Below are 19,850 nucleotides of genomic sequence, written 5' to 3'. Positions count from 1 at the left end.
CAGGCCCGGCCCTTCGGGTTGTGTCTGAAAGCGGGCCAGGCTGCGTTGCAGTCCCCTTGGCAAGGGAACAACCATTACCAGCGGACTGCGCCTTGCCTGGCCCGCTTTCAGACGACAACGCGGCACAGAAAATAATGGATGGCAGACCCAATCATCGCGGTCACGGTGCGCGCGTCAAAGCATGAGGTATACAATGCGCGCCATCGTGATTTAGCTCAGAAAAGGTGCGTCATGCAGCCCTTCGTAATTGCTCCGTCGATTCTCTCCGCCGACTTCGCCCGCTTGGGTGAAGAAGTGGACAACGTCCTGGCCGCTGGCGCCGACTTCGTGCACTTCGATGTCATGGACAACCACTATGTGCCCAACCTGACCATCGGCCCGATGGTTTGCTCTGCGTTGCGCAAGTACGGCGTGACCGCGCCAATCGACGCGCACCTGATGGTCAGCCCGGTGGACCGGATCGTCGGTGACTTCATTGAAGCCGGCGCGACTTACATCACCTTCCACCCGGAAGCCACCCAGCACATCGACCGCTCCCTGCAACTGATCCGCGAAGGCGGCTGCAAGTCGGGCCTGGTGTTCAACCCGGCGACGCCGCTGGACGTGCTCAAGTACGTAATGGACAAGGTCGACATGATCCTGTTGATGAGCGTCAATCCGGGCTTTGGCGGTCAGAAGTTCATTCCTGGCACCCTCGACAAGCTGCGCGAAGCACGTGCGCTGATCGATGCGTCCGGTCGCGACATCCGCCTGGAGATCGACGGCGGCGTGAACGTGAACAACATTCGTGAAATCGCAGCGGCGGGTGCCGACACCTTCGTCGCCGGTTCGGCGATCTTCAATGCGCCTGACTACCAGGAAGTCATTGAAAAAATGCGTTCCGAACTGGCGCTGGCTCGCCCATGAGTGGTTTTGAGCAGCTGTTCCCGGGAAGTCTGCCAAGGCTGGTGATGTTCGATCTGGATGGCACCTTGATCGACTCGGTCCCTGACCTCGCGGCGGCTGTGGATAACATGCTGCTCAAGCTCGGGCGTCAACCTGCCGGCATCGCATCGGTGCGCGAGTGGGTGGGCAACGGCGTGCACATGCTGGTGCGCCGGGCCTTGGCCAATCACATCGACGCCGAGGGTGTCGATGAAGCCGAAGCCGAGCAAGCGCTGGAGCTGTTCAACGGCTTTTATGAAGGCGGTCACGAGCTGACCGTGGTCTACCCCGGTGTGCGCGATACCCTGAAATGGCTGCACAAGCAGGGTGTCGAGATGGCGCTGATCACCAACAAGCCGGAGCGCTTCGTCGCGCCGCTGCTGGATCAGATGAAAATCGGTCGGTATTTCCGTCTGATCATTGGCGGCGATACGCTGCCACAGAAAAAACCGGATCCGGCCGCGCTGTTTTTCGTGATGAAAATGACCAACATCCCGGCCTCGCAAGCCTTGTTCGTCGGCGATTCGCGTAGCGATGTGCTGGCGGCGAAAGCGGCGGGGGTCAAGTGCGTGGCGTTGAGCTATGGCTATAACCATGGCCGACCCATTGCCGAAGAGTCGCCAGCGCTGGTCATCGACGATCTGCGCAAGCTAATTCCCGGTTGCCTGGATCTTGCCGCTGAGATAACGTTGGCCGACGCTGTTCAATCCCCTCCTGGAAATCCCATCGTGGTGGTCACTCGCAAACTCTGGATGAAAGTCATCAAGGCCCTGGCCCGCTGGCGTTGGCGCGCCTGACTTGTTCCTGGCCGGTTATCCGGCGCGTTTGCATACCTGACTGTTAGACCCTCAAGCCACGAGGCACCTCATGATCCGCGAAGAATTCCTGCGTTTGGCCGCTGCCGGCTACAACCGCATCCCGCTTGCCTGCGAAACCCTGGCCGACTTCGACACGCCGCTGTCGATCTACCTGAAACTGGCCGATAAGCCCAACTCCTACCTGCTGGAGTCGGTACAAGGCGGTGAAAAATGGGGCCGTTATTCGATCATCGGCCTGCCGTGCCGTACCGTGTTGCGGGTTCATGATCATCACGTCAGCGTGACCGTTGACGGCGTCGAGACTGAAAGCCATGACGTCGAAGATCCGCTGGCCTTCGTCGAAGCCTTCAAGGCCCGTTACAACGTGCCGACCATCGCCGGCCTGCCGCGTTTTAACGGCGGCCTGGTGGGTTACTTCGGTTACGACTGCGTGCGTTATGTGGAAAAGCGCCTGGGCAAATGCCCGAACCCGGATCCGCTGGGCGTGCCGGACATTCTGCTGATGGTTTCCGACGCGGTGGTGGTTTTCGACAACCTCGCCGGCAAGATGCACGCGATCGTCCTCGCCGATCCGGCGCAGGAAGACGCCTTCGAGCAAGGTCGCGCACGCCTGGAAGAACTGCTGGAAAAACTCCGCCAGCCGATCACCCCGCGCCGTGGCCTGGATTTCAGCAAGCAGCACTCGGCCGACCCGGTGTTCCGTTCGAGTTTCACTCAGGACGATTACGAAAAAGCCGTCGACACCATCAAGGAATACATCCTGGCCGGTGACTGCATGCAGGTCGTGCCGTCCCAGCGCATGTCGATCGACTTCAAGGCTGCGCCCATCGATCTGTACCGGGCACTGCGCTGCTTCAACCCGACGCCGTACATGTATTTCTTCAACTTCGGCGACTTCCACGTCGTCGGCAGTTCGCCGGAAGTGCTGGTGCGGGTCGAAGACAACCTGATCACCGTGCGCCCGATTGCCGGCACTCGCCCGCGCGGGGCCAACGAAGAGGCGGACCTGGCGCTGGAAAAAGACCTGCTGTCGGACGCCAAGGAAATCGCCGAACACTTGATGCTGATCGACCTGGGTCGCAACGACACTGGCCGGGTGTCGGAAGTCGGTTCGGTGAAGCTCACCGAGAAAATGGTCATCGAGCGTTATTCCAACGTGATGCACATCGTGTCCAACGTCACTGGCCAGTTGAAGGCCGGGCTGACGGCGATGGATGCACTGCGGGCGATCCTGCCGGCTGGCACCTTGTCTGGCGCGCCGAAAATCCGCGCCATGGAAATCATCGACGAACTGGAACCCGTCAAGCGCGGTGTCTACGGCGGCGCCGTCGGCTACTTCGCCTGGAACGGCAACATGGACACCGCCATTGCGATCCGCACGGCGGTGATCAAGAACGGCGAGCTGCATGTGCAGGCCGGTGGTGGCATCGTCGCCGACTCGGTGCCCGCGCTGGAATGGGAAGAAACCCTGAACAAGCGCCGCGCAATGTTCCGCGCCGTTGCCCTGGCTGAACAAACTCCGCAAGGCTGACCCGTGAACTGAACCGCCTGCTGGCCGCCTTGACCGATCAAGTGCAGGCCGCGGCGGGTGTTCACCCGAAGGCTGCACTAGAAGTCAGTGAATTCAAGAGGTTCTAAACGCCATGTTGCTGATGATCGATAATTACGACTCTTTTACCTACAACGTTGTGCAGTACCTTGGTGAGCTGGGCTCCCAGGTCAAAGTCGTGCGCAACGATGAACTGACCATTGCTGAAATCGAAGCCCTCAACCCTGAGCGCATCGTCGTGTCCCCTGGTCCTTGCACCCCGACCGAAGCCGGCGTGTCGATTGACGTGATCAAGCACTTTGGCGGCAAGCTGCCAATTCTCGGCGTCTGCCTTGGCCATCAGTCCATCGGCCAGGCCTTTGGTGGTGATGTCGTCCGCGCCCGCCAGGTCATGCACGGCAAGACCAGCCCGGTGTTCCACGAAGACAAGGGCGTCTTCGAAGGCCTGAACAATCCATTGACGGTTACCCGCTATCATTCATTGATCGTCAAGCGCGAAACCTTGCCCGAATGCCTCGAACTGACCGCCTGGACCCAGCTCGAAGACGGTTCGGTCGACGAGATCATGGGCCTGCGCCACAAGACCCTGAACATTGAAGGCGTGCAGTTCCACCCCGAGTCGATCCTGACCGAGCAGGGCCACGAGCTCTTCGCCAACTTCCTCAAACAAACCGGCGGCACGCGCTAAGGACTTCCCATGGATATCAAGACAGCCCTGAGCCGTATCGTCGGCCATCTCGACCTCAGCACCGAAGAAATGCGCGATGTGATGCGCGAAATCATGACCGGGCAATGCACGGACGCGCAGATCGGTGCGTTCATGATGGCCATGCGCATGAAGAGCGAAAGCATCGATGAAATCGTTGGCGCCGTGTCGGTCATGCGCGAGCTGGCGGACAAGGTCGAACTCAAGACCCTCGACGGCGTCGTCGATGTGGTGGGTACCGGCGGTGACGGCGCCAATATTTTCAACGTGTCGACCGCCTCTGCCTTCGTGGTCTCGGCGGCCGGTTGCACGGTGGCCAAGCATGGCAACCGTGCAGTCTCGGGCAAAAGCGGCAGTGCCGACTTGCTGGAGGCGGCCGGTATCTATCTGAACCTGACCCCTGTCCAGGTGGCGCGCTGCATCGATAACGTCGGCATCGGGTTCATGTTCGCCCAGACGCACCACAGTGCCATGAAGCACGCCGCCGGCCCGCGCAAGGATCTTGGCTTGCGTACCCTGTTCAACATGCTTGGCCCGCTTACGAATCCGGCTGGCGTGAAACATCAGGTGGTAGGTGTATTTACCCAGGCCTTGTGCCGGCCGTTAGCCGAGGTTTTGCAGCGCCTGGGCAGCAAACACGTGCTGGTGGTGCACTCTCAGGACGGTCTGGATGAATTCAGCCTGGCGGCTCCGACCTTCGTCGCCGAGCTGAAAAATGACGCAATAACCGAATATTGGGTTCAGCCAGAAGACCTCGGTATAAAGAGCCAGAGCCTGTTCGGCCTGGTGGTTGACAGTCCGGCACAATCGCTTGAGTTGATTCGCGATGCACTGGGCAAGCGCAAGACCGAGAACGGTCAGAAAGCCGCCGAGATGATCATGCTCAATGCAGGTGCCGCTCTGTACGCCGCGGATGTGGCCAGCAGTCTGAAGGAGGGCGTTGCCCTGGCGCATGATGCGCTGCACACAGGTCTGGCTCGGGAGAAACTCGAGGAGCTGGGTGCGTTTACCGCGGTATTCAAAGTGGAGAATGAGGGATGAGTGTACCGACGGTTCTGGAAAACATTCTGGCGCGCAAGGTCGAGGAAGTTGCCGAGCGTAGCGCTCGCGTCAGCTTGGCCGAGCTGGAAAGTCTGGCCAAGGCGGCCGATGCACCCCGTGGGTTTGCGCAGGCACTGCTGGCTCAGGCCAAGCTGAAACAGCCGGCCGTGATTGCTGAAATCAAGAAAGCTTCGCCAAGCAAAGGCGTGATCCGCGAGAACTTCGTTCCCGCCGACATTGCCAAAAGCTACGAGAAGGGCGGTGCGACCTGTCTGTCGGTGCTGACCGATATCGATTACTTCCAGGGTGCCGATGCCTACCTGCAGCAAGCTCGCGCGGCATGCAAGCTGCCGGTGATCCGCAAGGACTTCATGATCGATCCGTACCAGATCGTCGAAGCCCGCGCCCTGGGCGCCGATTGCGTGCTGTTGATCGTCTCCGCCTTGGACGACGTGAAAATGGCTGAGCTGGCCTCCGTGGCAAAAGGCGTCGGACTTGATGTACTGGTGGAAGTCCACGACGGCGATGAGCTGGAGCGGGCCTTGAAAATCCTCGACACGCCATTGGTCGGCGTGAACAACCGTAACCTGCACACTTTCGATGTCAGCCTCGAAACCACTCTCGACCTGTTGCCGCGCATTCCTCGTGATCGCCTGGTAATCACTGAAAGCGGGATTCTCAATCGCGCCGATGTCGAACTGATGGAAATCAGCGACGTGTACGCGTTCCTGGTTGGCGAAGCGTTCATGCGTGCAGAGAGCCCGGGTACTGAGTTGCAGCGTCTGTTCTTCCCTGAACGTGGCGTTCCGGTCAGCGGCTCGACCCTCGACTGAAAAACAGTTTGCAGGCAACCCGATTCCCTGTGGGAGCGGGCTTGCCCGCGATGGTGCCCTCAAATTTCCCAATGACCTTGAGTCTGCCGGAGTAGTCCATGCCGCTTCCAACCTCCCTGACCATCGAAGCCGGCCTGCAAGCCGAACAGGATCTGCTGGCATCGGTCTGCGCCGGCGGCACTGAATTCGGCCTGCTCTTCTGGCAGCCGAGCGATCGGGCGCTGGTCATGCCGCGCCGCTTGAATCGCCTGCCCGGCTTCGATCACGCCTGCGAAGTCTCCGCTGCTGCCGGTTGGCCAGTGCTGTTACGCGAAACAGGTGGCGAACCAGTGCCGCAATCAGCGTCTACGATCAATATCGCACTGGTTTACGCGCTACCGCGCAGCGAAGGTGATCTGAACCGCATCGAGTCCGGTTACCGGCGTCTGTGCGATCCAATCTGTCAGTTGCTGGATGAGCTGGGTGGGACGGCGTCGCTGGGCGAAATCGAAGGCGCGTTTTGCGATGGCCGCTTCAACGTCAATCTGGATGGGCGCAAGATGGTTGGCACTGCTCAGCGCTGGCGCCAGAGTCAGGGCGGGCAGCGCCCGGTTGGACTGGTGCACGGTGCAATGCTGCTGGATAACGAGCGTGAGTCGATGGTCGCTGCGGTCAATCGGTTCAACGAGGCTTGCGGTCTGGAGCCACGGGTGCGGGCTGAAAGCCACATCGCCCTGCATGAGAAATTCGCGGCACCGGATGCACTGGCACGCCTCGACGAACTCTTCCGGAAAATGCTGGCACAAATGTTCAACGCTTAGCGTGTTCCGAAGACCACCATGGTCTTGCCTTTGACGTCCACCAGGTTGCGTTCCTCCAGGTCCTTGAGCACGCGACCGACCATCTCCCGCGAACACCCGACAATCCTGCCTATTTCCTGGCGCGTTACCTTGATCTGCATGCCGTCGGGGTGAGTCATTGCGTCGGGTTGCTTGCACAGTTCCAGCAGGCAGCGCGCAACGCGACCGGTCACGTCGAAAAACGCCAGGTCACCCACCTTGCGGGTCGTGTTTCGCAGGCGTTGTGCGATTTGTCCGCTCAACACGTAAAGAATGTCTGGATCCTGCTGTGACAGTTCACGGAATTTTGCATAGCTGATTTCCGCAACCTCGCATTCGACCTTGGCGCGCACCCAGGCGCTGCGTTCCTGCTCCAGGCCTGCTTGTTCGAACAGCCCCAGTTCGCCGAAAAAGTCCCCGCCGTTCAGATAGGCGATGATCATTTCCCGGCCGTCATCATCCTCGATCAGGATCGTGACCGAACCTTTAATGATGAAGAACAGTGTGTCCGAACGGTCACCGGCACAAATGATGTTGCTCTTGGCCTGATAGCGACGGCGCTGGCAATGCATCAGCAGTTTGTCGAGGTTCTTGATCTTGGGTGTGGGGGCAATAGCAACCATGGTTGTATCCCGAAAAGACTGCACGGTATGTTTGGTTTTTTATGAATTGTGGCAGCTGCAGCGAAGCTGGCTATGCGCCAGCGAATTGGCGTCAGCTTAACAGACACTTCCTGCAACATTCGAGCATTTACCTGCACGATGGTTGGATATGACCCAGGAAGGCAAACGCTGTCAATCATAGGGCCTGTGCTAAGCTGGCGACCCTTTTTTATACAGTGGAGTCTTGGCGATGAAGGCACGCATCCAATGGGCTGGCGAAGCCATGTTCCTGGGCGAATCCGGCAGCGGTCATGTGGTGGTCATGGACGGCCCACCCGATGCCGGTGGTCGTAACCTGGGTGTCCGGCCGATGGAAATGCTCCTGCTGGGTGTTGGCGGTTGCAGCAATTTCGATGTGGTCAGCATCCTCAAGAAATCCCGCCAGGCTGTGGAAAGCTGCGAAGCCTTCCTCGAAGCAGAGCGTGCAACCGAAGATCCGAAGGTCTTCACCAAGATCCACATGCACTTCGTGGTCAAGGGGCGCGGGCTGAAAGAAGCCCAGGTCAAGCGCGCCATCGAGCTGTCTGCTGAAAAATATTGCTCGGCGTCGATCATGCTGGGCGCCGCCGGTGTCGAGATCACCCACGACTACGAAATCATCGAACTCGGTTGAATCGACATTCAACTATCATAAAAGCAGTGCAGACTCTGGCGATCCCCTGCTGACGTCTGCATAATGCGCCACTTTTTTCAGGGTCGTGGCCTATCAGCCGACAGGCCGCACACCCGAACAGACAACCAAAATCGCCATCGCGAAGAGGTGTTAACCGTCCTACGCAGGTGCGTCGTTCGCATCTGACGGGCATGCTTGATCACGCGGCCGGGCCGCAATACATAGAGAGTTTTTAACGGTGAAAAGCAAACTCAAGCTCCACGGGTTCAATAACCTGACAAAGACCTTGAGCTTCAACATCTATGACATCTGCTACGCGGAAACCCCGCAAGACCAACAGGCTTACGTCGAGTACATCAATAAAGAGTACAACGCCAAGCGCCTGACGCAGATCCTCACAGAAGTTGTCGATATCATTGGTGCCAACATCCTGAACATCGCCAGTCAGGACTACGAGCCACAGGGCGCCAGCGTCACGATTCTGATCTCTGAAGAGCCGGTAACCCCGACCGACAGCCAGATCGAAGAGTCCCCGGGCCCGTTGCCCGAAATCATCCTGGCCCACCTCGACAAGAGCCACATCACGGTGCACACCTACCCGGAAATCCATCCGGACGACGGTATTGCCACCTTCCGTGTGGATATCGACGTGTCGACTTGCGGGGTCATTTCACCGCTCAAAGCGCTCAACTTCCTGATTCACCAGTTCGATTCGGACATTGTGACCGTGGATTACCGTGTGCGCGGCTTTACCCGTGACGTTGAAGGCAAGAAGCACTTCATCGACCACGAGATCAATTCGATTCAGAACTACCTCTCCGACGACACCCGCGACGCGTACCAGATGACCGACGTGAACGTGTACCAGGAAAACCTGTTCCACACCAAAATGCTGTTGAAGAACTTCGAACTGGATAACTACCTGTTCGGCGACGCCACCAGCAACCTGTCTGTCGAGCAGCGCGCTCAGGTGACCGATCGTGTGAAACACGAAATGCTCGAAATCTTCTACGCACGCAACATGCCGAACTAAGATTTTGATGCACAAAAAAGGCGACTCCCTCACGGTAGTCGCCTTTTTTATTGCGGTTGATCTGATGGACCCTGCGATGGCTATCGCGAGCGAGCCGCTCCCACATTGGAACGCATTTCAGCGTAGGAGCGGGTTTGCTCGCGAAGAGGCCCTCAAGAACGACGCATTGTCAGATCCGATACGTACTCTTGGTCATCACCTTGGCCATCAAACTCATCCCGAATTTCACCGGCGCCGGAAAACGAAACCCGCCGGCATCCAGCGCACTTTCGGCATGCTGCTCTTCATCAATGCGCATCTGCTCAAGAATCGCCCGGGACTTTTCATCCTCAGCCGGCAGTTGCTCAAGGTGTTCGTTCAAGTGTTTGCACACCTGATCTTCGGTCGCCGCGACAAAACCCAGGCTGACCTTATCGCTGATCAGCCCCGCGACCGCGCCGATTCCGAAGGACATGCCGTAGAACAGTGGATTGAGAATGCTGGTGTGACTTCCCAACTGTTTGATGCGTTGCTCGCACCAGACAAGATGGTCGATCTCTTCTTCGGCGGCATGCTCCATGGCGGCACGCACTTGCGGCAGCTTGGCGGTCAACGCCTGCCCTTGGTACAACGCCTGGGCGCACACTTCACCGGTATGGTTGATGCGCATCAGGCCGGCAACGTGCCGGGTGTCTTCGTCGCTCATTTTGGCGTCAGGCTGGACAATGGCGGGAGACGGACGGTATGGCTGGCCACTGAAGGGCAGCAAGGTACGCATCGCGGCATCGGCTTGCAGCAGAAGGCGGTCAATGGGCGAGTAGTGACGTTGGGTAGTCATGCTGACCTCCGGGAAAAATCTCGACGGCCAGTTTAACTCAATCGGCGGGGGAAGGTTTGCGCTGGGTCATTGAGGTCGGCTGAATCAAGATCAAAAGATCGCAGCCTCCGGCAGCTCCTACATGGGACCGCGTACAACTGTAGGAGCTGCCGGAGGCTGCGATCTTTTGAGGGGCGCGCTATCAGCCCGGCGGCCAATGCATCTGGCGCTGACCCAGCACGTGCATATGAATGTGATAGACGGTCTGTCCACCTTCGTCATTGCAGTTCATGACAACGCGGAAGCCTTTTTCGCAACCCAGCTCGAGTGCAAGGCGCTGGGCGGTGAACAGAATGTGCCCGGCCAGTGCCTTGTCGTCCTCTGTCAGGTCGTTCAAGGTGCGTACATGCTTTTTCGGGATGACCAGAAAATGCACGGGGGCCTGTGGGGCGATATCGTGGAAGGCCAGTACCTGGTCGTCCTCGTAAATGATCTTCGCCGGGATTTCCCGGTTGATGATCTTGGTGAACAGAGTATCCACAGCTGTTTTCTCCGTTGTATGGGCTGGCCTGAGTGTACTCATGGGGAATGCACCAGCCCAGTAATTTACCGTAGGACATTTCAGCGCGGACAGTAAGCCTTGTTAACCATGCCGGTGATGGTCCGGATCAGCCAGCGCGAGCCGAAGCGAGGCAGGGCCGCGAACCAGCGGTTGCGTCGTCCGGGAATAATGATCGCGCGATTTTTCTCCAGGGCGCGGACGGTATAGAGCGCAACTTCTTCCGGGCTCATCAGCAGTTTGCTGTCGGCCAATTTGTCCGCGTTCAACTGCGCCGTTCGGAAAAACGCTGTGCGGGTCGGGCCAGGGCAGAGCACGGAGACTTTAACTGCGCATTTTTTCAGTTCGACGCGCAACCCTTCGGAAAAGTGCAATACATACGCCTTGCTTGCGTAGTAAGTGCTCATCCACGGGCCGGGGTGGAAGGCGGCGACCGAGGCGACATTCAGGATCTGCCCTCCGCCCTGCAACGCCATGCTGTTACCGATGGCATGGCACAGGCGGGTGAGTGCCAGGATGTTCACTTCGATCAGGTCTTGTTCGGTCATCCAGTCCTGCGCGAGGAACGGGCCACAAGTGCCGATGCCGGCGCAGTTCACCAGCAAGTCGATCTGCCGGTCGCCTTCTTCAAGTTCCAGGAGGAATCCGGAAAGCCGCAGGGGTTCGCCCAGGTCGCAGGCACGAAACAATACTTCCACACCGAAACGTTGAGTCAGTTCGATTGCAATACTTTCCAGCTGATCACGCTGTCGGGCCAGCAGTATCAGGCTGCGGCCACGCCGAGCCAGTGCTTCGGCCATCGCCAGGCCGATGCCGCTGGAAGCGCCGGTGATCAGAGCGTAACGGGTCATGCTGTTCTCCATCGCAACAGCTCCGCGCCGTGTCGCAGGTGTCACGGGCAGGGAGCGCTGTTCATTCTTGCGCGGAGTCTACAGGGGGCTGGGCTTGTTCGGCTGCATCCTCGGCTGAATTTGCTGGCGATTGTGTCTCCACGTCGATTTCGTCGACGGTGACCGAACCGCTCTGATAGCTGCTTTCCAGGCTGCTTTCATATTCCTGCTGGATCGTGGAGATGCCCCCGAGCATTGCGCCGACGAAAAACAGGCCAATGAACACAATCCACAATGAGCACAGCACTTTGACGGCTGTGCTGTTGGGCGGGGGAGGCGGCCCGTAGCGGTTGGTCCCGGTATTGCCTGGCATAACCATGATCACCAGCGGGAAAAAACTGCCCACGAAGGGGACGAGATTCAGTAGCCAGAGCCAGCCCGACCAGCCGATATCGTGCAGGCGCTGAACGGTGAACAGGATGCTGACAATTACGAACGTGAGGAACAGGAAGAACGCAAAGATGCCGCCGATGATCAAGCCAGTGGTCGAGTCGCTGCTGACCAGTCCGAGGCCGATGAGCGCGAGCACACCGACAATGGGCAGGGTCACCAGGCTCAGCACCAGGGTCCAGGCCAGAAAGCGCAGGCGGCCGATCCGTCCTTCAACGCTAAACGGCTTGAGGGCGGCGAACCCGGAGGCGTTTTCGCCGACGCTGGCCCGGGGCGGAGCATAGGGTGAGTCATGTTCCTGTGCCGCGTAGCCGTGATCATCCACGTCCGACAGGTTCAATTCGATCACCGTTTCGGGTTCGATTCGCGCGTCGATGCCGGTTTTACTCAAGGCCTGAAGATAGGTTTGTGCATCGCTTTGAGACAAATCACGCTTGAGTGCGACGACGCGACCATTGAACAGGCGCTCGATGGCGGCTACATCGCTTTTGAACAGTTCGGCCAGGTTGAGCTTGGCCGTGTTGATTTCGACGCCGGGTTGCAGAGCACCGTCGAAAACTATTTTGTAACGGGGTTCGCTCATGGTCGAGGCATCCTTGTCGCGAGTCTTCAAAGCAATGAGTGTAGGGCCAGCCAGGCGCCGCTAGCCCGATTTCTTTCAGCGCGGCCAGCGCTGCCGCAGTTGCGTGGCCTGTTCCAGCGCCTTGCGATACTCGGCGTCGAGGCGCGCCACCAATTGATCGACGCTCGGCAAGTCATCAATCTCGCCGACACCCTGGCCCGCTGACCACACGGTTTTCCAGGCTTTGGCTTCGTCGCTCAACGGTTTGAGCTTGGAGCCGAAGTTGACCTCGCCCTTGTTTTGCAGCGCCAGCATGTCGAAACCGGCGGCTTCCAGGCTCTGGCGCATGAAACTCGCCGGCACGCCCGAGACGGCGGGAGTATGGATGATGTCGGCGGCTCTTGAAGTCAGCAGCATCTCTTTGTAGGCGTCAGGCGCATGACTTTCGGTGGTTCCGATAAATCGCGTTCCGAAGTAGGCCAGGTCCGCACCGAGCAATTGCGCCGCGAGAATTTCGTGGCCGTGGTTCAGGCACCCGGCCAGCAGCAACGTCTTGTCGAAGAATTGGCGGATCTCGGCAACCAGGGAGAATGGGCTCCAGGTCCCGGCATGTCCGCCGGCGCCCGCGGCGACGGCGATCAAACCATCCGCGCCGGCTTCAGCGGCTTTCTCGGCATGGCGGCGGGTCGTCACGTCGTGAAACACCAGGCCGCCGTAGCTGTGGACGGCATCGACCACTTCTTTCACGGCGCCAAGGCTGGTGATCACGATTGGCACTTTGTGCTCGACGCAGATCTCCAGGTCCGCCTGCAAGCGCGGGTTACTGTTGTGGACGATCAGGTTGACTGCATACGGCGCGGGATTGTCCAGTGTCGCCAGCCCGGCTTCGATTTCTTCCAGCCATGCCTTGAAACCGCTGCTCTCGCGCTGGTTCAGCGCCGGAAAGCTGCCAACTACACCATTGCGGCAGCAGGCGAGTACCAGTTGCGGATTGGAAATAAGAAACATCGGCGCTGCCACCACGGGCAGGCGCAAACGTTGTTCGAGCAGAGCGGGCAGCGACATTGGAATACCCCCGGTGAGTGGTGCCTGTTGGATTTAGAACGGTCGAACGACGACCAGAATTACGATAGCCAGCAATATCAGCACCGGCACTTCATTGAACCAGCGATAAAAGACATGGCTGCGGGTGTTCTCGCCACGGGCAAAACGCTTCACCTGGGCACCGCACATGTGGTGGTAGCCGATCAGCAACACCACCAGGGTCAACTTGGCATGCATCCAGCCGCCCTGGCTGAAATACGCGCCCGGATTGAGGCTGATCAGCCATCCGCCGAAGATCAGTGTCGCAATCATTGCCGGGCCCATGATGCCGCGATACAACTTGCGCTCCATGACACTGAAGCGTTCCTTGCTGACCGTATCCTCGCTTTGTGCGTGATAAACGAACAGGCGCGGCAGGTAAAACAGGCCGGCAAACCAGCACACGACGCTGATGATGTGAAAAGCTTTGAGCCACAGATAGAGCATTTTTAGTTATTCCCAGGTTCACGGTAGCCCGGATAGTAGGCGCTTGAGCCTCCGGTCGTCACCTTGCCGGTTGTCGCAGGCGCGCGCGGCCCCTATTATCGACGGCTTTCCAGTGGGTTCGTTGAGGGCAGGTTTATGGTCAAGGTCGGTATCGTCGGCGGCACGGGTTACACAGGTGTCGAACTGCTGCGTCTGTTGGCACAACATCCGCAAGCTGAAGTGGTTGTCATCACTTCCCGATCCGAGGCTGGCCTTGCCGTGGCCGACATGTACCCGAACCTGCGAGGCCACTACGACGGCCTGGCGTTCAGCGTTCCGGACATCAAGACCCTGGGCGCTTGCGACGTGGTGTTCTTTGCAACACCTCACGGCGTCGCGCACGCCCTGGCGGGTGAACTCCTGGCGGCCGGAACCAAGGTCATCGACCTGTCTGCGGACTTCCGCCTGCAAGATGCGGATGAATGGGCCAAATGGTATGGCCAGCCGCACGGTGCGCCACAGTTGTTGGAAGAGGCGGTCTACGGTCTGCCGGAAGTCAATCGCGAGCAAATCAGGCAGGCACGCCTGATCGCGGTGCCGGGATGCTATCCGACCGCTACGCAATTGGGTTTCCTGCCACTGCTCGAAGCGGGCCTGGCTGATGCTTCGCGCCTGATCGCCGACTGCAAGTCCGGTGTCAGCGGTGCCGGGCGTGGTGCGGCTGTAGGTTCGCTGTACTCCGAGACCTCGGAAAGCATGAAGGCCTACGCCGTCAAAGGGCATCGTCACTTGCCGGAAATTCGCCAAGGGCTGCGTCGTGCCGCTGGCAAGGACGTTGGCCTGACCTTCGTTCCGCACCTGACGCCAATGATCCGTGGTATTCACTCGACGCTTTACGCAACCGTAGTGGATCGCTCGGTCGATCTGCAGGCACTGTTTGAAAAGCGTTATGCCAATGAGCCGTTCGTCGACGTCATGCCGGCCGGCAGTCACCCGGAAACCCGCAGCGTACGTGGAGCCAACGTATGCCGTATCGCGGTGCATCGTCCACAGGATGGTGATCTGGTGGTGGTGTTGTCGGTGATCGACAATCTGGTCAAAGGTGCGTCGGGCCAGGCGGTGCAGAACATGAACATTCTGTTCGGGCTGGATGAGCGCTTTGGTCTCTCCCACGCCGGCATGCTGCCGTAAGCTTTACGCCTCACAGCAAAAAGGCCCGTTGAACGGGTCTTTTTGCATTCCGGGCTGGCGATTGGGATGGTTGATATACCATAACAATAGTTGACCGATTTTCTAGGACAAGCGGATAATGCGCGTCATCACGCATTATGGCGGCGTAACGCCGGGAGATAGTCAGCATGAGCGTCGAATCCTTCACCCCCACGGCTTTGCAATTTACCCACGGTGCCGCGCACAAGGTGAAGAGCCTGGTCGATGAAGAGGGGAATGATCGCTTGAAGCTGCGCGTATTCGTTACGGGCGGCGGTTGTTCAGGTTTTCAGTACGGCTTCACCTTCGATGAAGAAGTGGCCGATGACGACACCATCGTCGAGCGCGAAGGTGTGAGTCTGGTTGTCGATCCGATGAGCTTCCAGTACCTGGCAGGAGCCGAGGTGGATTACCAGGAAGGCCTGGAGGGTTCGCGTTTCGTCATCAAGAACCCGAATGCAACCACCACCTGTGGCTGTGGCTCTTCGTTCTCGATCTGATCAGCGCAACGGTTCCATCAAAACGCCGCATGGCCTCACGGTCTTGCGGCGTTTTGCTGTCCGGTGATCAGGCGGGGTAGATCGCGCCCAGTACGCGCAGACCGCGGGCACCGGTAACGCTTGGTCGATTGGCCGCGATGCCTTCGAGGCAGCAGTGGGCCAGCCAGGCGAAGGCCATGGCTTCTACCCAGTCCGGGTCTACACCGTAGGCGGAGGTGCTGCTGACTGTTGCATTCGGCAGCAGGGTGGCCAGGCGATTCATCAGCGCCGTGTTGTGCGCGCCGCCGCCGCAGACCAACAGTTCTTGAGTGTCCGTTTGGGCGTTTTGGAGCGACTCGATGATGGTCAGCGCGGTCAGGTCAAGCAGGGTTGCCTGTACGTTTTCGGCTGCAAAGGCCGGCAGCGGTGCAAGGTGCTGCATCAGCCAAGGCAGGTTGAACACTTCGCGCCCAGTACTTTTCGGGCCCTTGGTGACAAAGAATGGATCGCTGAGCAGCGCCTTCAACAAGACCGGTTCAACCTTGCCGGCGGCGGCCCATTGGCCATCATGATCATAGTTGTCGCCGCGCTGTTGGTGAATCCAGGCGTCCAGCAGCACGTTGCCCGGGCCGCAATCGAAGCCGGCTACAGCCTTGCCGGGCTCGATCAGGCTGAGATTACTGAAGCCGCCGACGTTGAGCACTGCGCGATTACCAACCCGTTCTTCGAAAAGGGCTTCGTGAAAGGCCGGAACCAGCGGCGCGCCTTGCCCGCCGGCAGCGACATCGCGGCTGCGAAAGTCGCTGACCACCGTAATGCCGGTCAACTCCGTCAGCAGGGCAGGGTTGCCGATTTGCACGGTGAAACCGCGCGCCGGTTCGTGGCGGATGGTCTGCCCGTGGCTACCGATCGCGCGAATGTCTTCAGGTTTGAGATGCTGCTGAGCCAGTAGGTTGTGAATGCCCTGTGCTGCCAGTGTTACCCAGTTCTGCTGTGCGATGGCGGAGCGGGCAATCTCGTCCGGACCGCTGGCGCACAAGCCAAGCAGCTCGGCGCGCAGGGATTCGGGCATGGGGATGTAGTGCGTGGCGATCAGCCGGATCGCCGGCGACTGCTCGATCAGCGCGATGTCCAGGCCATCGAGGCTGGTTCCGGACATCACACCTATATAGAGCGCCATGGCTTAACGTTTGCTCGAGGCCAGTTGGGTGGATTTCTCCTGGTCCATGCGGGCCATCAGCGGCTGGCTCTGCGCTAGGAAGCGTGCGCGTTCTGCCTTGGAGATCGGATCGGCCATGGCCACCTTCTGGCCCAGCGGGTCGACGTGCACGCCATTGACCTGGAACTCATAGTGCAGGTGCGGGCCGGTAGACAGGCCCGTGGTGCCGATATAGCCAATCACCTGGCCTTGCTTGACGCTGCTGCCGGTCTGGACGCCTTTGGCGAAGCCCTGCATGTGACCGTACAGCGTGCGGTAGGTATTGCCATGCTGGATGATCACTGTGTTGCCGTAACCGCCGCGGCGGCCGGCCAGCAATACTTTGCCGTCACCGGCCGCCTTGATTGGCGTGCCGCGTGGGGCTGCGTAATCGACACCTTTGTGGGCGCGGATCTTGTTCAGGATCGGGTGCTTGCGGCCCATTGAGAACTTCGAGCTGATGCGTGCAAAGTCCACCGGGGTGCGGATGAACGCCTTGCGCATGCTGTTGCCGTCAGCCGTGTAGTAGCTGCTGTTGCCTTGTTTGTTGGTGTAACGCACGGCCGTATAGGTCTTGCCGCGGTTGGTGAAGCGCGCGGAAAGGATCGGGCCGTTGCCGACGGCTTTACCGTTGACGACCTTCTGTTCGTAGATCACGTCAAACTCGTCACCCTGGCGAATGTCCTGGGCGAAATCCACGTCGTAGCCAAATACACTGGCCATGTCCATCGTCAGGCTGTGAGACAGGCCGGCGCGAGCGGCGGACTGGGACAGCGAGCTGTTGATCACGCCGTGTACATAGGCGGAACGTACGGTGGGTTTGGCGGTAATGCGATTGAACGTGTAGCCCTTGTCGTTCTTGGTCAGGGTAATGGTTTCGAGGTCGCTGACTTTGCTGTGCAGGTTGGTCAGCTGGCCTTCGGGGCTCAACTCGAATTCGAGTTTCTGTCCGTGTTTGAGCTGGCTGAATTGCTTGGCCTGCTTGTCGCTGGCCAGCACTTCATGCACCGATGTGGCTGGCAGGCCAACTTTCGCGAACAGCGTGGAGAGGGTATCGCCCTTGGCGACTATCACTTCCCTGTGGTTTGGCGCCTTCTTTTGTTCAATGACCGGTTCAGGCGCTGCCTGAACGGTTTCCTGAGCTTCGTCTGCGCTGTTATCGATCTGTGCGAAAGGAGAAGCTGCCGACTCGGTTGTGGCCTGGACGGCTTCGGCAGCGTCTTGGTCTTGTGTCAGTTGTTCGGCAGGGCTTTCCAGTTCAAGACTCAGGGTCGTCTTTTTGGCTTCGACATCACTGGAAGGGAACACCAGAAGCGCCAGGCTCAGTAGGGCGGCAATGCCGCTTGCTGCGAGCAGATGGGTCTTCGGGTAAAGCGGCGGCGCTTTAGACGATTCTTTGGTCATAGGTAATTTGACTTTGAAAAAGATGAATTGGAAAAGATGAATGACATGATGAATATGAAATAACTGTATAAAATATAACCAAATCATCTCTGAAGCAAGTCTGCGGACACTCTGACCGTGGATTGGCGTCCGTGCGCCGGGCAAACCTTGTATTTGACGCCCGTTCTTGTATGGTTGGTTCCCTTTGAATCTGAGCCTTGCGGGTCTGTTATGAAGTCGGTTGAAGAGCAGCTAGCGCTGATCAAACGTGGTGCGGAAGAACTGTTGGTCGAGTCCGAGCTGATTGAAAAGCTCAAGCGCGGCCAGCCGCTGCGTATTAAGGCAGGCTTCGATCCGACCGCGCCGGATTTGCACCTGGGTCACACCGTGCTTATCAATAAGCTGCGCCAGTTCCAGGAGCTGGGTCATCAGGTGATCTTCCTGATCGGCGACTTCACTGGAATGATCGGTGATCCAAGCGGGAAGAGTGCGACGCGTCCTCCGCTTACCCGTGAACAAGTCCTCGAAAATGCCGAGACCTACAAGACTCAGGTCTTCAAGATTCTTGATCCGGCCAAAACCGAAGTGGCATTCAACTCCACCTGGATGGATCAGATGGGGCCGGCCGACTTCATTCGGTTGACTTCGCAGTACACGGTTGCGCGCATGCTGGAGCGTGATGACTTCGATAAGCGCTACACCACCAATCAGCCTATCGCCATCCATGAGTTCCTTTATCCGTTGGTTCAAGGGTATGACTCGGTCGCCTTGCGTGCGGATGTCGAGTTGGGTGGTACTGATCAGAAGTTCAACCTGCTGATGGGGCGTGAGTTGCAGCGCGGTTATGGACAGGAGGCTCAGTGCATTCTGACGATGCCGTTGCTCGAAGGTCTGGATGGCGTGAAGAAGATGTCCAAGTCCTTGGGCAACTACGTGGGTATTCAGGAAGCGCCGGGCGTGATGTACGGCAAGCTGGTGTCCATTCCTGATGTGCTGATGTGGCGATATTTCGAATTGCTCAGCTTTCGCTCCATGGATGAAATCAACGCCTTCCGCGCGGACGTGGAGGCGGGTGCCAATCCGCGTGACATCAAGATCAAGCTGGCTGAAGAGATTGTGGCGCGTTTTCACGGTGAAGAGGCTGCGGCCAATGCGCATCGTGCGGCGGGTAACCGTATGAAGGATGGCGAGCTGCCGGATGATCTGCCTGAGATCGAATTGACTGCTGCCGAAGACATGCCGATTGCTGCCGTCCTTAATAAGGCTGGCCTGGTGAAGAACTCCGCTGTGGCGCGGGATCTTCTCGGTTCCGGTGGTGTGCGTATAGATGGTGAGGTTGTCGATCGCACCTTTATATATGCATTGGGCGCTACCCATGTATGTCAGGCCGGGAAGAAGGCATTTGCGCGGATTACGCTCAAATCCGAATAAGTCTGAAATAAAGGTTGACGGCGAATTTTAGATGTCTATAATTCGCCCCACTTCCGGCGCAGTCGAAACGGAAAACTCCTTGGTAAACAATGAGTTACGTAGGTTTCGACAGCAAGTTGCTTCAGGTCATCGAAGCCGAAAGGGAGTTGAAAAAGAGGTGTTGACAGCAGCGTGTAACGCTGTAGAATTCGCCTCCCGCTGACGAGAGATCGGAAGCGCAAGTGGTTGAAGTTACAAAGGAAACTTTGAAAACTTCTGAAAATAACCACTTGACAGCAAATGAGGCTGCTGTAGAATGCGCGCCTCGGTTGAGACGAAAGATCTTAACCAACCGCTCTTTAACAACTGAATCAAGCAATTCGTGTGGGTGCTTGTGGTATCAGACTGCTAGTCAACAGATTATCAGCATCACAAGTTACTCCGCGAGAAATCAAAGATGTAACCAAC

Annotated in this window: 21 protein-coding genes; 12 read left to right on the top strand and 9 right to left on the bottom strand. The window is 58.4% G+C overall.

Annotation, left to right across the window (positions count from 1 at the left end; genetic code table 11):
* The first annotated feature begins 231 nt into the window (after positions 1–231).
* From rpe to F8N66_RS29735, 7 genes are all read left to right on the top strand, one after another.
* Positions 232–906: a ribulose-phosphate 3-epimerase gene (rpe, locus tag F8N66_RS29765; RefSeq protein WP_150773477.1), complete on the top strand. Its 675-nt coding sequence runs from the start codon at positions 232–234 to the stop codon at positions 904–906.
* Positions 903–1,721 carry a phosphoglycolate phosphatase gene (locus F8N66_RS29760; RefSeq protein WP_150773476.1) on the top strand — a complete coding sequence of 273 codons (819 nt, stop codon included), beginning with the start codon at positions 903–905 and terminating at the stop codon, positions 1,719–1,721. The genes rpe and F8N66_RS29760 overlap by 4 nt, the downstream gene beginning before the upstream one ends.
* Positions 1,722–1,791: 70 nt before the next feature.
* Entirely contained in the window at positions 1,792–3,273 is a 1,482-nt protein-coding gene (gene trpE, locus F8N66_RS29755) for an anthranilate synthase component I (RefSeq protein WP_150773475.1), read from the top strand.
* Between the two features lie 112 nt (positions 3,274–3,385).
* Positions 3,386–3,979, top strand: a complete 594-nt coding sequence (locus tag F8N66_RS29750) for an aminodeoxychorismate/anthranilate synthase component II (RefSeq protein ID WP_150773474.1) — start codon at positions 3,386–3,388, stop codon at positions 3,977–3,979.
* Between the two features lie 9 nt (positions 3,980–3,988).
* Entirely contained in the window at positions 3,989–5,038 is a 1,050-nt protein-coding gene (gene trpD, locus F8N66_RS29745) for an anthranilate phosphoribosyltransferase (RefSeq protein WP_150773473.1), read from the top strand.
* Positions 5,035–5,871: an indole-3-glycerol phosphate synthase TrpC gene (gene trpC, locus F8N66_RS29740; RefSeq protein ID WP_150773472.1), complete on the top strand. Its 837-nt coding sequence runs from the start codon at positions 5,035–5,037 to the stop codon at positions 5,869–5,871. The genes trpD and trpC overlap by 4 nt, the downstream gene beginning before the upstream one ends.
* A 98-nt stretch (positions 5,872–5,969) precedes the next feature.
* On the top strand, positions 5,970–6,671 hold the full coding sequence (locus F8N66_RS29735; protein ID WP_150773471.1) for a biotin/lipoate A/B protein ligase family protein: 702 nt from the start codon (positions 5,970–5,972) through the stop codon (positions 6,669–6,671).
* On the opposite strand, the gene crp is transcribed toward F8N66_RS29735, so the two are convergent.
* Entirely contained in the window at positions 6,668–7,312 is a 645-nt protein-coding gene (gene crp / locus F8N66_RS29730; protein WP_150773470.1) for a cAMP-activated global transcriptional regulator CRP, read from the bottom strand. The genes F8N66_RS29735 and crp overlap by 4 nt on opposite strands.
* A gap of 229 nt (positions 7,313–7,541) precedes the next feature.
* Between crp and F8N66_RS29725 the strand changes: the two genes are divergently transcribed.
* Positions 7,542–7,964, top strand: a complete 423-nt coding sequence (locus tag F8N66_RS29725; protein ID WP_008061600.1) for an OsmC family protein — start codon at positions 7,542–7,544, stop codon at positions 7,962–7,964.
* A 238-nt stretch (positions 7,965–8,202) separates the two neighbouring features.
* Positions 8,203–8,997 (top strand): adenosylmethionine decarboxylase, encoded by a 795-nt coding sequence (speD, locus tag F8N66_RS29720; RefSeq protein WP_150773469.1) that lies wholly within the window; start codon positions 8,203–8,205, stop codon positions 8,995–8,997.
* A 169-nt stretch (positions 8,998–9,166) separates the two neighbouring features.
* Here speD and coq7 read toward each other — a convergent pair whose 3' ends face one another.
* The 6 genes from coq7 to hemJ form a co-directional block, all read right to left on the bottom strand.
* Positions 9,167–9,814: a 2-polyprenyl-3-methyl-6-methoxy-1,4-benzoquinone monooxygenase gene (coq7, locus tag F8N66_RS29715; RefSeq protein WP_150773468.1), complete on the bottom strand. Its 648-nt coding sequence runs from the start codon at positions 9,812–9,814 to the stop codon at positions 9,167–9,169.
* 181 nt (positions 9,815–9,995) lie between these two features.
* The gene (locus F8N66_RS29710) at positions 9,996–10,334 is read right to left on the bottom strand and encodes a histidine triad nucleotide-binding protein (RefSeq protein ID WP_150773467.1); all 339 of its coding nucleotides are present in this window, start codon (positions 10,332–10,334) and stop codon (positions 9,996–9,998) included.
* An 80-nt stretch (positions 10,335–10,414) separates the two neighbouring features.
* Positions 10,415–11,203, bottom strand: a complete 789-nt coding sequence (locus F8N66_RS29705) for an SDR family NAD(P)-dependent oxidoreductase (protein ID WP_150773466.1) — start codon at positions 11,201–11,203, stop codon at positions 10,415–10,417.
* Between the two features lie 61 nt (positions 11,204–11,264).
* Positions 11,265–12,215, bottom strand: a complete 951-nt coding sequence (locus F8N66_RS29700; protein ID WP_150773465.1) for a DUF805 domain-containing protein — start codon at positions 12,213–12,215, stop codon at positions 11,265–11,267.
* Positions 12,216–12,290: 75 nt separating this feature from the next.
* On the bottom strand, positions 12,291–13,259 hold the full coding sequence (locus tag F8N66_RS29695) for an NAD(P)H-dependent flavin oxidoreductase (RefSeq protein WP_150773464.1): 969 nt from the start codon (positions 13,257–13,259) through the stop codon (positions 12,291–12,293).
* Positions 13,260–13,292: 33 nt separating this feature from the next.
* The gene (gene hemJ, locus F8N66_RS29690) at positions 13,293–13,724 is read right to left on the bottom strand and encodes a protoporphyrinogen oxidase HemJ (RefSeq protein WP_150773463.1); all 432 of its coding nucleotides are present in this window, start codon (positions 13,722–13,724) and stop codon (positions 13,293–13,295) included.
* A 135-nt stretch (positions 13,725–13,859) separates the two neighbouring features.
* Between hemJ and argC the strand changes: the two genes are divergently transcribed.
* Positions 13,860–14,894: an N-acetyl-gamma-glutamyl-phosphate reductase gene (gene argC, locus F8N66_RS29685; RefSeq protein ID WP_150773462.1), complete on the top strand. Its 1,035-nt coding sequence runs from the start codon at positions 13,860–13,862 to the stop codon at positions 14,892–14,894.
* Positions 14,895–15,061: 167 nt separating this feature from the next.
* Positions 15,062–15,412 (top strand): iron-sulfur cluster insertion protein ErpA, encoded by a 351-nt coding sequence (gene erpA / locus F8N66_RS29680; RefSeq protein ID WP_007906865.1) that lies wholly within the window; start codon positions 15,062–15,064, stop codon positions 15,410–15,412.
* Positions 15,413–15,479: 67 nt separating this feature from the next.
* On the opposite strand, the gene F8N66_RS29675 is transcribed toward erpA, so the two are convergent.
* Both F8N66_RS29675 and F8N66_RS29670 read right to left on the bottom strand, forming a co-directional pair.
* A complete protein-coding gene (locus F8N66_RS29675) occupies positions 15,480–16,571 on the bottom strand; it encodes an anhydro-N-acetylmuramic acid kinase (protein ID WP_150773461.1) in 1,092 nt (363 codons plus the stop codon).
* Between the two features lie 3 nt (positions 16,572–16,574).
* Complete coding sequence (locus F8N66_RS29670) at positions 16,575–17,993, bottom strand: peptidoglycan DD-metalloendopeptidase family protein (protein ID WP_150773460.1); 1,419 nt, start codon at positions 17,991–17,993, stop codon at positions 16,575–16,577.
* A 210-nt stretch (positions 17,994–18,203) separates the two neighbouring features.
* Here F8N66_RS29670 and tyrS point away from each other — a divergent pair, with 210 nt between their 5' ends.
* Entirely contained in the window at positions 18,204–19,403 is a 1,200-nt protein-coding gene (gene tyrS, locus F8N66_RS29660) for a tyrosine--tRNA ligase (protein ID WP_150773459.1), read from the top strand.
* Positions 19,404–19,850 lie beyond the last annotated feature (447 nt).

Origin of the sequence: Pseudomonas fluorescens (genome assembly GCF_902498195.1) — a bacterium.
Classification (GTDB): Bacteria; Pseudomonadota; Gammaproteobacteria; order Pseudomonadales; family Pseudomonadaceae; genus Aquipseudomonas; species Aquipseudomonas fluorescens_BU.
Note: the sequence above shows the minus strand (reverse complement) of the source record. Positions and strands in the feature narration are given on the sequence as shown.

Coding starts and splice junctions, on each gene's coding strand:
- rpe (WP_150773477.1), top strand. CDS start 232: ATGCAGCCCTTCGTAATTGCTCCGTCGATTCTCTCCGCCGACTTCGCC.
- F8N66_RS29760 (WP_150773476.1), top strand. CDS start 903: ATGAGTGGTTTTGAGCAGCTGTTCCCGGGAAGTCTGCCAAGGCTGGTG.
- trpE (WP_150773475.1), top strand. CDS start 1,792: ATGATCCGCGAAGAATTCCTGCGTTTGGCCGCTGCCGGCTACAACCGC.
- F8N66_RS29750 (WP_150773474.1), top strand. CDS start 3,386: ATGTTGCTGATGATCGATAATTACGACTCTTTTACCTACAACGTTGTG.
- trpD (WP_150773473.1), top strand. CDS start 3,989: ATGGATATCAAGACAGCCCTGAGCCGTATCGTCGGCCATCTCGACCTC.
- trpC (WP_150773472.1), top strand. CDS start 5,035: ATGAGTGTACCGACGGTTCTGGAAAACATTCTGGCGCGCAAGGTCGAG.
- F8N66_RS29735 (WP_150773471.1), top strand. CDS start 5,970: ATGCCGCTTCCAACCTCCCTGACCATCGAAGCCGGCCTGCAAGCCGAA.
- crp (WP_150773470.1), bottom strand. CDS start 7,312: ATGGTTGCTATTGCCCCCACACCCAAGATCAAGAACCTCGACAAACTG.
- F8N66_RS29725 (WP_008061600.1), top strand. CDS start 7,542: ATGAAGGCACGCATCCAATGGGCTGGCGAAGCCATGTTCCTGGGCGAA.
- coq7 (WP_150773468.1), bottom strand. CDS start 9,814: ATGACTACCCAACGTCACTACTCGCCCATTGACCGCCTTCTGCTGCAA.
- F8N66_RS29705 (WP_150773466.1), bottom strand. CDS start 11,203: ATGACCCGTTACGCTCTGATCACCGGCGCTTCCAGCGGCATCGGCCTG.
- F8N66_RS29700 (WP_150773465.1), bottom strand. CDS start 12,215: ATGAGCGAACCCCGTTACAAAATAGTTTTCGACGGTGCTCTGCAACCC.
- F8N66_RS29695 (WP_150773464.1), bottom strand. CDS start 13,259: ATGTCGCTGCCCGCTCTGCTCGAACAACGTTTGCGCCTGCCCGTGGTG.
- hemJ (WP_150773463.1), bottom strand. CDS start 13,724: ATGCTCTATCTGTGGCTCAAAGCTTTTCACATCATCAGCGTCGTGTGC.
- argC (WP_150773462.1), top strand. CDS start 13,860: ATGGTCAAGGTCGGTATCGTCGGCGGCACGGGTTACACAGGTGTCGAA.
- erpA (WP_007906865.1), top strand. CDS start 15,062: ATGAGCGTCGAATCCTTCACCCCCACGGCTTTGCAATTTACCCACGGT.
- F8N66_RS29675 (WP_150773461.1), bottom strand. CDS start 16,571: ATGGCGCTCTATATAGGTGTGATGTCCGGAACCAGCCTCGATGGCCTG.
- F8N66_RS29670 (WP_150773460.1), bottom strand. CDS start 17,993: ATGACCAAAGAATCGTCTAAAGCGCCGCCGCTTTACCCGAAGACCCAT.
- tyrS (WP_150773459.1), top strand. CDS start 18,204: ATGAAGTCGGTTGAAGAGCAGCTAGCGCTGATCAAACGTGGTGCGGAA.